Origin of the sequence: Hydrotalea sp., from assembly GCA_030054115.1 — a bacterium.
Taxonomy (GTDB): Bacteria; Pseudomonadota; Alphaproteobacteria; order JASGCL01; family JASGCL01; genus JASGCL01.
In genome coordinates, this window is sequence record JASGCL010000041.1 from 1 (window position 1) to 11,552 (window position 11,552).

An 11,552-nucleotide genomic window follows, 5' to 3' on the forward strand; every position below is an offset into this window, starting at 1 on the left:
ATTATCGCCAAATTTATCTGCGCTATCATTGCATTGCTTGAGCGCACGCTTCGCTACTTGAGGCAGGTCGCACATCCAGCCGAAAAAATAAAAGCAATTATATGATTTCAAAGCCGGTGGCTTGAGCGATGTGGTGCGATAATGAATCAATTGATAACGCCCCGCCGGTTGCATAATCATTGCCCGGCGTAACCATGTCGGGTTGCGGTGGTAATAACGCCAGCGGCAACAACCCATCGTCGACCACCTTGATAAAACTGCCATCCGTCAAGTCCATAAAATAAAATTTGCCGTTGCTTTCCTCTATTATGCGCTGGTCAAGATTCTCCTCCTGCAACCTTTCCACCTGTTCTTGCCAAATGATTGTGCCGGGGGCGACCCCCTCGGTTAGCATAACCAACCCATCGCTGTTGTTGTCTATCGTAATATATTGCGCCAATTGTAAAACAAAATCGCTGATATCATTAATCGCCAACACCGCGCCATGGGCGATGGTCAATTTATAATTGTTGCGGGGCATAACTTGAACTATGTCCGCCCATTGGGCAAAGCCAGTTAATGTTACATTGGGCATGTCGCCATTGCCCGGGCCGGTGCCGCTATCAATCGTCAGGCTACCATGAACCAGGCTAATTTTTTCTATCTGTTGCAATGGCTTGTCGTCCTTGCCACCATTATCATTGCCGCCGTCTTTGCTACCACCGCCGAGATTTTCCGCCGCCGGGTTGTTTGCCATTGGTTGGCCGCCGCCATCTGTTGTTATTGACCTGTTGATGTCGGGTTCGCCCCCGACAAAATTTTGATTATTAATATTTTGTTCTATCTGTTTTGCGATATTAATGCCTGCGCTGGCGACCATGCCCTTATTAAATAAACCACTTATCGCTACATCATTAAATGACGACCCAGCACCATGGTTGGTCAGGTTATCATGCGTCTGGGGTGACAACCTATTAATAAACGTTGGCTGGTTGAATAATAATGTCGTCATATTATGGGCTGTCGCGCCATAACCATCGCTCAATCCCCGCCCCAATCCCTGCACCAAGGATTGCCCCAATCGCGGCGCAAAACGCGGCACCGCCACCCACCCGTTAAGGGGATTATTTATATTATTATCTTCATGGGTGTTTTTATGGCTGTCTTCATGTGTATTGTTGTCGCTGTCGTTGGGTAGTATTTTGGGTAAGGGGTTATGCTGGCCTTGGCCGTTATCATGCGATGAATTTGGCCTGGCCGCTGATGGCGCTTTCTGTTGCGGTGATTGCGGTTCGATTGATGACGGGCTAAGGCCATCGCCCTGCGTCTTGCCCTGCGATTTTCTCGGCCTCTTGCCCGCTACCGCGAATTGTGGTGCTACGTGCTGTTTCATTACTCCTCCTCCTTTGCTTGGGCGGTAGGATGCACCACAAATTCTGATAGCAATAATTACCTGAACATATGTTCTCTATTTGGAGTCATTTTAATTATAATAATAAGCTTATTGCTTGTATAAAATCTATTATCCATAAAAAGTAGTTTATCGTTCGGTTATTATTCGTTGGGCTGTCGCTTCATCTCGCGAATTTTATGTTATGTTCTATTTTTCATGGTAATAAATAATTAAATAACAATGACTATAGAATGACCATGCAAAAAAAGCAGAAAAGTGCTATAAAAAAAACCATGACCCCAGCCAAAAAATTAACCCCTTTTACATTCACTATGGCCGTTGCCTATGCCGATACCGACGCCGGCGGGGTGGCCTACCACGGGCGTTACCTCGACATGGCCGAACGGGCGCGGCTTGATATGCTGACACAATTGAATTATCCATCAAGCAAAATGGTGCGCGACGACCAGGGGTGTTTTGTTGTCAAACATGCCACGCTTGATTACCGATATCCCGCGCGGTTGGAGGATATGGTAACCATCACCACCACGCCGCTATCGATGGGCCGCACCTCTATCACCTTTCGCCAAGAATTTACCTGCAACGAAAAAACTTTAGCTGTTTTGGAAATCCTGCTAGTGTTTGTCTCCACCGCCAGTTGGCGACCAACCAGGTTACCCCCTGCCCTTAATAAATTATTGAGCGATATTTTGCGCAACTAAAACCTTGAAAAACGCCCGATTTGGTTGGCGAAATTGGCTAAGTAATTGCAAATTGGTTGGAATCGGCGCAGATTGCCGATGATACAATGATCAAACACCGCCAAAGAAGCTTATAAAATAGGAACAGCAATAAGTTACCGCCAACAACGACGACCAAGCCCATAAATACGCCACAGCAACAAACAAACCCCGCGCCAATCACATGAGCCTCCACCAATTTCTCAGCAATCTTAAACATGCCGCAACCAACCAGGTTGAGGCGCTCCTGCCTGGTGCTGGCGGCGTTATCAAGTCATGGTTATCGCTCGGCCGGTCGTCATTCAACGATGGGCCATTTTGGCAATTGTTAATCAATGCCGATGCGGTGGTAAAATTGGTGTTGTTGTTGTTGGTGTTGTTGTCGATTATTTCGTGGGGCGTGATTTTGCAAAAATATTTTTTATTAAAAAAACTGCATCAACGCGCCGACCGATTTGACGAAATTTTCTGGTCGGGCATCCCGATGGAAGAATTGTTCCAACGCATCGGCCCAACGCCCAAAGATCCTCTATCGGTGATGTTTTCATCGGCGATGAATGAATTGTTGCAGGGGTCAAGCACCGTCAGCAAAATGGACCGCGTGCTCCGCGCCGCCCTGGGGCGGGAGGCCAGCCGATTGGAAAAAAACCTCGGCATCCTGGCCACCACCTCGTCGGTCGCGCCCTTCATCGGGTTGTTTGGCACTGTTTGGGGGATTATCAATGCCTTTTCCGCCATTGCCAGCCGCGGCCAAACATCGCTGTCGGTGGTTGCGCCGGGCATCGCCGAGGCATTGTTCGCGACGGCCGTTGGCTTAATCGCCGCCATTCCGGCCACCATGGCCTATAACAAATTCACGCTCGATATCGAAGAATACCTCGGGCGGTTGGAAACATTTATCGACGAATTTCCGGTGGTCTTGCAAAAATCCATGCGCAGTCATTTAAAAAGCAACCCGAGAAACAACATAAGAACCACACGCCGATAACCAACCACCATATTTTTTTTTATAGGAAACAACCATGCGCCCATCCCGTTACCGCCGTTCAAGAAAACTACCGATTGCCAATATCAACATCACGCCGTTTGTCGATGTGCTGTTGGTGTTGTTGGTGGTTTTTATGGTGGCGGCACCAGCGTTAAACGTCGGCGTGCCGGTCAATTTGCCAAAGGGCACCGGGCAAAAGGTCGCGACCGATAACCAACCGCTGGTTATCACCGTCAAAACCAATGGCAGTGTTTTTCTGGGCGACGTCGCCATGACCGCCGAACAATTGGACGCCCGCCTGACTCAATTGGCCGCCACCAACCGCGAGAAAAAAATCTATGTGCGGGGCGACAAAAACGCCTCCTACGGCACGATTATGGCGGTAATGAACAACGTAGCGCAAAAGGGTTTAACCCGTGTCTCGCTGATTACGGAAGGATCCAGCAATGGTGCCAATAAATAAATTCAGCAACGGCTTAAAAAAAATATCGACCGCTTAAGCCTTCCCACCCCGACGATTTGCAAAACATCACAACACCATGGCCGAACATATCTCCCCCGCCAAAAAGAAATTTTATAAGGGGCCATCGTTTATTACGTCCTTAGTGCTACATCTTGCGGCGGTGGTGGTGGTTCTGGGGCTGTTGTCGCCGTGGCTGTTCGTGCGCGAAAAACCAAAAAATATTGTCGCGGTCGATTTGGTGAATGAAAAAGACCTCACGCAAAAACTCCCCGACCCGGCGTCGCTCGGCAATCAACAAATCGCCAAGCCCAAACCCATCGGCGGTCGCGCCACCAACCAAGGGCAAATAGCGCAACAACAAACCGCCACAACCAACCCCAGCAATAGCCGGCGGGCCGATAACAGCCTGGCCGCCGCCCGGCAATCAACCGCCGCCAACCCGGCAAAAAGCGGCGACAGCAACCAAAATGTGCCCAAAATTTTAAAAACCATCGACCCAATTCGCGCCACCCCCAATGATAAGGGCAAAACCACCGAGAACAAAAGCCCCTACGCCACCAACCGCCAGTCGGTCATCACCAACGATAAGGTAAAAACCGGTGATAAAGACGCCCTAAGCAACGACGAATTCACCACCCTGCGGCAACAGATAGTTGCCTGCTGGCAAATTCCGGCCGGCCTGCGCGATATCGATAAAACCACCATCACGGTGTTATTGTCCCTGTCGCCCGAGGGCCGCGTAACCAGCGCGACGCTAAAAAACCAAAAATTATTAAACCAGGATACAACGCGCGTCCTGGCTGAAAGCGCGCTTCGTTCCTTTGCCACGCCGGCCTGCCAAAAATTAAAATTACCAAAAGACAAATACCGCTATTGGAAAAATATCGAATTTACCTTTGACCCCTATTACGCCCTATAAAAAAACATAACATGCGTGCTAATCATCGATTTTTATTTTTTTGTTTTGGCGTGCTGGCCCTGTTCCTGACCGCCGCGCCCGCGATGGCAGTGATGAAGATGACCATCCGCCAGGGCACGATAAAAACCATCAACCTGGCGATTGGCAATGTCGCCGTGCCGGCCAAGGATAGCGCCAGCCTCGAGCTTGCCAATAAAATCGTTGCGGTTATCGCTAACGACCTGTCGGGCTCCGGCCTTTTTCAAGTTACCAGCGGCGATGAAAACCCAGTGATTTTAGGCAATTTTGCCACGCCGCCGGTTTTTTCCAGCTGGCAAAAACTTGGTAATCAGTTTTTATTCCAGACCGAGGTAACCAGCAAGGACAATAAGATTATCGTCCGCGCAAAATTGTGGGATATTATCAAACGCAAAAATATCTTGGAACAAAATGGTGTCATGTTAAGCACCGACAAAAACAATTGGCGGCGTTTGGCGCATCAATTAAGCGATGATATTTACACAAGGTTAACCGGCGAAAAACCATATTTTGATTCGCGGATTATTTTTATCGCCGAAACCGGCAGTAAAAAACAACGGGTCAAACAATTAGCGATTATTGACCAAGACGGCGAGAACTTGCATTACATCAGCAACGGCCGTTACCTGGTGTTGACGCCGCGTTTTTCAAATAATTTGCAAAAAATTTCCTACATGTCCTATCAACATGGCGAACCCGAGGTTTATATTTTGGATGTTGAAACCGGTGCCAATCAACAGGTCGGTTCGTTCGGCGACAGCATGACCTTCGCGCCGCGTTTTTCGCCCGATAATAAAAAAATTATTTTCAGCCTGGAGCAAGACGGCGCCAGCAATATCTATGTCAAACCGCTCGATGGCAGTGCACCGGCCACGCCCCTGACCACCGGCGGCGACATCAACACCTCGCCCTGCTACTCGCCCGATGGGCGGTTTATCACCTTTACCTCCGACCGCGATGGCACGCCGCAAATTTATGTCATGACCAGCGACGGCAAAAACCCGCGCCGCATCAGTTACGGCGCGGGCGAATATTCGACGCCGGTTTGGTCGCCGCGCGGCGATTACATCGCCTTCACCAAGCAAAGCAATAATATTTTTTACATCGGCGTTGTCAAGCCCGACGGCCGTGGCGAACGTTTGCTGTCGGAAAGTTTCCTTGACGAGGGGCCAACCTGGTCACCCAACGGTCGGGTGATTGCTTTCTTTCGCCAAAAAACCGCCGCTGACGACGCCCTATCGCTTTGGACGGTGGATGTTACCGGCAATTTTTTGAAAAAAATTATCCTGCCGGTTGGCGGCTCCGACCCCGCCTGGTCACCGCTTACAGCCCGATGAATAATGCCAGATGAATAATGGCGATAAATGTTGCGCAATAATTAAAGTCAGCGCGCCCCACGGGGGGCAATTTAACAACCATTACGTCCGCCAAGCTTCGCATTCATGGCCAGGTGGTGGTATAGATAATACTTGAATTTTTTACGAGTCCGTCTATAGAAGCTAGGTAAGGAATTTATGCATGAGCACCCAGCGTTATGTTGTTTTGGACACCGAAACCACCGGCTTTAAGCCCGAGGAAGGCCACCGCATTGTTGAAATTGGCGCGGTCGAATTGCATGGTTTTCAAAAGGGCGATACTTACCAGCAATATATCAACCCGGAGCGCGATGTGCCCGAGGCTTCGTTCCAGGTGCATGGTCTAAGCCAAAAATTTTTAAAAAACAAACCGGTGTTTGCCGACGTGGTGAATGATTTCTTGGCCTTCATTGGCGATGCCACCTTACTCATCCATAATAGTGATTTTGACATGAATTTTATCAATCACCACCTGGCCGAATTGGGTTTTCCGATATTAAAAAATAATGTCATCGACACCGTAACGGTGGCGCGAAAAAAATTCCCCGGGCAAAGCAACAGCCTCGACGCCCTATGCCGGCGGTTTAACATCAGCCTTGATGACCGCCAACAACATGGCGCGCTGAAGGATTCGTTGTTGCTGGTCGATGTGTGGTTGGAATTAAACGGCGGGCGTCAAGCCAGCCTTAACCTGAACCCCGATAACAACAAGGCGAAAGCCGACGCCGGTGCCTCATCGGACATGGTTAATCCAGGGGTTGCTTCAACGCCATTCCTTGCCGGCCATGCAACCGCCGCCCCAAGCAATGGTAATGATAACGGCAAATCGCCCCTTGCGCCGCGCCATTTTGTCGCCAGCGCGGATGAATTGGCGCAACACCAACAATTGCTCCATGAAAAAATCCCGAATAACATTTGGCGCGCAACCGCAAGCTAACATAACAACCCATAACCTATCTTATGAAAAACTTTTTTCTACAAATTTTTGATTACATCAAATTTTTTTTCCACGGGGCGAAAGAAATGGATTGGCGCGCCATGCCAAAAAACCTAACGCTGGAGGCGCGCGACCAATGGCAACGGGCATCAAAAAATATTAAAAAAGAATATGGCGCGCATTTAAAAACATCGTCTCACCTGCCACCCAATTTTTATGTCATGTGGGAGGCCTGGGTTATGTTCTGGCGCAACAAAGGTTTTCTGTTCGGTATTATTTTCTTCCCGTGGCTTCTGTCAACCATCAGCAGTTCGGTTTTTCTTATTTTATTGCCAAAATCATTGCTGTTCAACTACGGCGCATCGTCGCTGATTAATTTTATGCTGATTGCGCTGTGCATTTACCCGGTCAGTTTTTGGGCAATCGGCGAAGGCACCAAAAACAAAACCCTGTCGTTACGTTTTTCAAGTTGGAACGCGCAGAAAAAAGATTTCATCATCAAAATTTTCTTGTGGGTATTGGTCAGCGCGCTGGTGTTTGTCGGTTCTTTCCTGATTATTAACCAGCTGTTCGATTTTATCGGCGGCCTGCTACGTGGCCAACTATTGCACAGTATCCTAACCGCGCTTATTTTATTATGTTATTTGACCTTGACGATAATATTGCTTTACGCCTTCGCCAGTTGGCTGATGTTTATCCCCTATGCTATTTTTCAAAGCCGTTTTCACCTGCTGAGCGTTAAACAATTATATGATTTGGAAAATTTTGAAGATGAATTAAAAATATTCTTCGGCATCATCCGCCAATATCATATTTGGATCTTTACCTTGTTCTTGGCGATGTTGATTATTCCCCTGTGGGTTAGCATGAACGGCTTGGTTCTTGCCACGATTGTTTATTACGCCGGCACTTACGCGACCTTTTGGCTACCGATAACAATTCGCTCTAACATCGTTCAGGTAATCTTAATGGACAGCGTTATTTCGCTTGTTTCGTTTGTTGGCGTTACCATCATCACCATCGCCCTATCCCGCGCATTTTGGTTGTTGCGTTATCAGAAACCGGCCAATTTTCCCAAAACAAATAAAAAATAAATATTTTATGGCCCATAAAAAAATTGACCTCAATATCATTAGCTCACTGCGCGAGGGGTTTATTGTTTCATGGCGCGAACGGCATTTTGTTTTTAATCTTGCCCTCTTGCCGGTGTTGTTGATTGGCTTGCTTGACACGGTTGTGTTTCGCCTATCGGCGATAAACGCCGACCATGATTTGGGAATTTTTGTCTCGACCCTGTCGCAATGGTTGGTCAGCGTGCCATTTGTCGCCGGCTGGATATTATTTTTACATGGCAACATCACCCGCAAACAATCTATCATCGATGTATTTAAAAAAATAAATATTTTACGGCGTTTCGTGTGGCGCAGTTTGGTTTTTGGGTTCATGCTATCGCTCGCCTATGGCGTATTGGCCGCACTGCTATTATTGGCGCAAAACACGGTTCGGCCCAACCTCGGCGATGCGCGCACCATGTTCCTTTTATTAACGCCGCTGGTTTTTGTTGCGCCATTTTTCTTTTTATCGCTGATTGATTTTGTGCTGAATAAGCAATTCCAGCCGATAAAATTGTTGCAACATTCCTTTCATTCTTACGGCAAGATTTTTTCCACCCTGTGGCTTTTGGCTTTTATTTTCTTGGGTATCATGTCGGGTCTATCGATTATCCTCAGCATGTTTTTTGGCGTGTTCGAGGTCGACAACCCCGCCATGCTGGCGCAAATTATCGATAGCTCGATGGCCTTATCATTCGCCCTGTCGATTTTAAGCAATATGTTGTTCTTTTGGTTTGCGACCTGCGCCTACAACATCGCCTATCGCTATTGGGAAAACCTAAATTAATTTTGTTATAATGCCCGCTTAACCGCCGGTTTCGACCATTGCCCGTTTTTGCGACGGGTTATTGTCGTTGCGACCAATCACAAAATCGTGGCTCAGCGGTTTTTGCGTCATGGCGTCGATGATGGTGGCGCGCAGTTTTTCCGCACCACCGGTGCGAAGTGCCAATTTTAAATCGACCATGTTATCTTTGCCCAGGCAAAGAAAAAGTTTGCCGCTGGTGGTTAAACGCACGCGGTTGCAGGTCGCGCAAAAATGATTGGTCAGGGGCGTGATAAAACCAATTTTTTGCCCAGTCTCTTCGCATCTATAATAATTTGCTGGCCCGCCCGATTTGTAATCGCTTTTGCTCAACCGCCACCGCGCCATAATATCGGCGCGCACCAACGACAATGGCATGTATTGCGATTGCCGCACCGACCAGTTTTCTTCGCCGGCATTTTCGCTGTTCCCTGCAACCTCTTCGCCGATATTTCCCATGGGCATAATCTCGATGAAGGTCAAATCGTAACCCTGCGCGCCACACCAACCTATCATGTCATGCACCTCGGCGTCATTAACGCCGCGCATCACCACCATGTTGATTTTTATTTTCAAGCCCACCACCTGCGCGGTTTTCAGGGCCATCTGCACCGCGGCCAAATTACCGCCGCGGGTGATGCGCGCAAAAACATCGGGCTTTAAACTATCCAGCGAGACATTTACCCGTCGCACGCCGGCGGCAAAAATTTGTTCGGCCATGCCGGCCAATTGCGTGCCATTGGTGGTCAGGGTTAATTCCTGCAAACCCTGCAACCCGCTGTCGCCCGTGCCCCCCGTGCCAGTTGGCAATAATTCCTGCCCCAGTTTTTCTATCAACCACAGAATATTTTTTCGCACCAATGGCTCGCCGCCGGTCAAGCGGATTTTCTTCACCCCCAGGGCGATGAATTGCTTGGCGATGACCAATAATTCTTCCAATTCCAAAATTTCTTTTTTCGGTAAAAATTTCATTTTTGCCGGCATGCAATAAACACAGCGCAGGTCGCATCGGTCGGTAACCGACAGGCGTAAATAGCTGATGGTTCGACCAAACCCATCGCGCAAATTTGGTTGCGCGCTGGGCGCGTTGGTGATGTCGGTCGCCACGCCGCGCGATTCTTTGGATAAAACAGATTCGGTCATTTTTGTTACCATAGACATGGTCGCTTGCTTTTTCAAGTTGCATGCTATAGTATTGCAATCATGAGTTTTAGCAACAACGCGCTCGGATTTTTGGAGGGTGTTTCGATTATCGCCTCGCCCTGCGTTTACCCGATTGTGCCCCTGCTTCTTTCGACATCCTCCACCGGTGGCAAATACCGGCCGTTGGCGATTATGATTGGTTTTTTTATTAATTTTACAATTTTTGTTTTCACCGCCCGTTATTTGGTAAATTTTTTTGGCATCATGCCGAACACGATAAAAAATATTTCGTTGGGTTTTTTAATTTTTTTTGGCGCGGTCATGTTGTCAGATAAATTGGGCGAAAAATTTGCCGCCATGACATCGCGCATCGCCAATTGGGCGGCGCGGGTTGTTAATCGGGCGGAAAACATCGACCGCAATGATTGGTTGGTCGGGCTTATGGTGGGGGCGACCATCGCCCTGGTGTGGACGCCATGTGCCGGGCCGGTGTTGGCGTCGGTCATTACCCAAGTAATTCGCGAAACCGATAACCTGTCGGCGGTTGGCGTGGTGTTGTCCTTCGCGGTTGGTGTCACCTTGCCATTTTTTATTATCAGTATCCTCGGCCGGCGTGCGATGATTTATTTCAATTGGTTGCCAAAAAATAATCATGTGGTTAAAAAAATATTGGGCGGGCTGATTATTTTATCGGCGATGTTGATTGCCACCAATGTTTATGCCGCTGAAAATCGCCCGGCCGTTACTTTCGGCGATGGGGTTTACGACAAACCCCTCTCCTTCACCGCCCCCGATTTTGTCGGCATCCAGCAATGGCTCAATGTTGATAAGCCGTGGGCGATGGGCGACCTGCGGGGTAAGGTGGTGGTGATTAATTTTTGGACCTATTCCTGCATCAATTGCCAACATACCCTGCCGGCGGTGGTTGGTTGGCATAAAAAATATCGCAACCGGGGATTGGTCATCATCGGCGTTCATTCGCCCGAATTTGAATCCGACAAACCCATCGCGTCGATTCAAGCCGCCATCAACCGCCACGGCATTACCTACCCGGTGGCGGTTGATAACAAATTACAAACCTGGGATAATTTTCGCAATGGTTGTTGGCCGGCGTTTTATTTTATAAATAAATATGGCCGCGTGGTGCGGGCGATTTGCGGCGAACATGATTACACCGCAACCGACCAATATATTGCAAAATTATTGGCGGAGTAAGATGCCTAGCGATGCGGGCAACCCGGCCAGCAACAGGGGCGGCGTTTGCCCTCTAACAATTCTTCGCATGTTCTTCTGATACGCCGCGCGCGGGTTTCGGGTTTTTTGGCATCCTCGACCCAGCAGATAAATTCGTTGCGCGCCAGCGGCGTTATATCATCCCACAAGATTTTTGTTTGCGCATCCGCCAACAACGCCGCCTGCAAATCCTTTGGCATTTTATGCGGTAATGATATTTCTTTCGCCATAAAATTCTCTTATGAGAATTTTAACCAACTTGCAATCCATTAAGCTGGCCTTCGCCACCGCAAGCGAGGCAAAAACCTTTATCGTTTTTGCCTCGCACGGAATAAGTTACTTCACCTCCACCATCGCCTCCGCAATGGCGTCAAGCCATTGCCATAAATAATTGCGGCGCAATGGCGGCAGAGTCCATGGCGCCGTGATGTGCCAAAGCACATCACCAAATAAACATTAATGCGCCC

At 48.6% G+C, this 11,552-nt stretch carries 12 protein-coding genes; 9 read left to right on the forward strand and 3 right to left on the reverse strand.

Going from position 1 to position 11,552, the window contains the following annotated elements:
- Positions 1-97: 97 nt before the first annotated feature.
- The gene (locus QM529_06645) at positions 98-1,372 is read right to left on the reverse strand and encodes a hypothetical protein (protein ID MDI9314332.1); all 1,275 of its coding nucleotides are present in this window, start codon (positions 1,370-1,372) and stop codon (positions 98-100) included.
- A gap of 251 nt (positions 1,373-1,623) precedes the next feature.
- Between QM529_06645 and QM529_06650 the strand changes: the two genes are divergently transcribed.
- The 8 genes from QM529_06650 to QM529_06685 all read left to right on the forward strand — a co-directional run bounded on the left by QM529_06650 (position 1,624) and on the right by QM529_06685 (position 8,691).
- Positions 1,624-2,094, forward strand: coding sequence for a thioesterase family protein (locus QM529_06650; GenBank protein ID MDI9314333.1), 471 nt, complete (start codon positions 1,624-1,626; stop codon positions 2,092-2,094).
- 202 nt (positions 2,095-2,296) lie between these two features.
- Complete coding sequence (gene tolQ / locus QM529_06655) at positions 2,297-3,100, forward strand: protein TolQ (GenBank protein MDI9314334.1); 804 nt, start codon at positions 2,297-2,299, stop codon at positions 3,098-3,100.
- Between the two features lie 34 nt (positions 3,101-3,134).
- A complete protein-coding gene (locus QM529_06660; protein MDI9314335.1) occupies positions 3,135-3,563 on the forward strand; it encodes a biopolymer transporter ExbD in 429 nt (142 codons plus the stop codon).
- A 76-nt stretch (positions 3,564-3,639) separates the two neighbouring features.
- Positions 3,640-4,482 (forward strand): hypothetical protein, encoded by an 843-nt coding sequence (locus QM529_06665; protein MDI9314336.1) that lies wholly within the window; start codon positions 3,640-3,642, stop codon positions 4,480-4,482.
- An 11-nt stretch (positions 4,483-4,493) separates the two neighbouring features.
- Entirely contained in the window at positions 4,494-5,837 is a 1,344-nt protein-coding gene (gene tolB / locus QM529_06670) for a Tol-Pal system beta propeller repeat protein TolB (protein ID MDI9314337.1), read from the forward strand.
- A 181-nt stretch (positions 5,838-6,018) separates the two neighbouring features.
- On the forward strand, positions 6,019-6,792 hold the full coding sequence (gene dnaQ, locus QM529_06675) for a DNA polymerase III subunit epsilon (protein ID MDI9314338.1): 774 nt from the start codon (positions 6,019-6,021) through the stop codon (positions 6,790-6,792).
- Between the two features lie 23 nt (positions 6,793-6,815).
- Entirely contained in the window at positions 6,816-7,886 is a 1,071-nt protein-coding gene (locus QM529_06680; protein ID MDI9314339.1) for a hypothetical protein, read from the forward strand.
- 7 nt (positions 7,887-7,893) lie between these two features.
- Positions 7,894-8,691, forward strand: coding sequence for a hypothetical protein (locus QM529_06685; protein ID MDI9314340.1), 798 nt, complete (start codon positions 7,894-7,896; stop codon positions 8,689-8,691).
- Between the two features lie 18 nt (positions 8,692-8,709).
- Here QM529_06685 and moaA read toward each other — a convergent pair whose 3' ends face one another.
- On the reverse strand, positions 8,710-9,852 hold the full coding sequence (gene moaA / locus QM529_06690) for a GTP 3',8-cyclase MoaA (GenBank protein MDI9314341.1): 1,143 nt from the start codon (positions 9,850-9,852) through the stop codon (positions 8,710-8,712).
- 60 nt (positions 9,853-9,912) lie between these two features.
- On the opposite strand from moaA, the gene QM529_06695 reads away from it, so the two are divergent.
- Entirely contained in the window at positions 9,913-11,067 is a 1,155-nt protein-coding gene (locus QM529_06695; GenBank protein ID MDI9314342.1) for a cytochrome c biogenesis protein/redoxin, read from the forward strand.
- 5 nt (positions 11,068-11,072) lie between these two features.
- Here the strand turns inward: QM529_06695 and QM529_06700 are convergent, their stop codons facing one another.
- Positions 11,073-11,315 (reverse strand): YdeI/OmpD-associated family protein, encoded by a 243-nt coding sequence (locus tag QM529_06700; protein MDI9314343.1) that lies wholly within the window; start codon positions 11,313-11,315, stop codon positions 11,073-11,075.
- Between the last annotated feature and the right edge of the window lie 237 nt (positions 11,316-11,552).

Bases quoted from the DNA above. Each gene is read 5' to 3' on its own strand.
- QM529_06645 (MDI9314332.1), bottom strand. From the start codon at position 1,372: ATGAAACAGCACGTAGCACCACAATTCGCGGTAGCGGGCAAGAGGCCG.
- QM529_06650 (MDI9314333.1), top strand. From the start codon at position 1,624: ATGACCATGCAAAAAAAGCAGAAAAGTGCTATAAAAAAAACCATGACC.
- tolQ (MDI9314334.1), top strand. From the start codon at position 2,297: ATGAGCCTCCACCAATTTCTCAGCAATCTTAAACATGCCGCAACCAAC.
- QM529_06660 (MDI9314335.1), top strand. From the start codon at position 3,135: ATGCGCCCATCCCGTTACCGCCGTTCAAGAAAACTACCGATTGCCAAT.
- QM529_06665 (MDI9314336.1), top strand. From the start codon at position 3,640: ATGGCCGAACATATCTCCCCCGCCAAAAAGAAATTTTATAAGGGGCCA.
- tolB (MDI9314337.1), top strand. From the start codon at position 4,494: ATGCGTGCTAATCATCGATTTTTATTTTTTTGTTTTGGCGTGCTGGCC.
- dnaQ (MDI9314338.1), top strand. From the start codon at position 6,019: ATGAGCACCCAGCGTTATGTTGTTTTGGACACCGAAACCACCGGCTTT.
- QM529_06680 (MDI9314339.1), top strand. From the start codon at position 6,816: ATGAAAAACTTTTTTCTACAAATTTTTGATTACATCAAATTTTTTTTC.
- QM529_06685 (MDI9314340.1), top strand. From the start codon at position 7,894: ATGGCCCATAAAAAAATTGACCTCAATATCATTAGCTCACTGCGCGAG.
- moaA (MDI9314341.1), bottom strand. From the start codon at position 9,852: ATGACCGAATCTGTTTTATCCAAAGAATCGCGCGGCGTGGCGACCGAC.
- QM529_06695 (MDI9314342.1), top strand. From the start codon at position 9,913: ATGAGTTTTAGCAACAACGCGCTCGGATTTTTGGAGGGTGTTTCGATT.
- QM529_06700 (MDI9314343.1), bottom strand. From the start codon at position 11,315: ATGGCGAAAGAAATATCATTACCGCATAAAATGCCAAAGGATTTGCAG.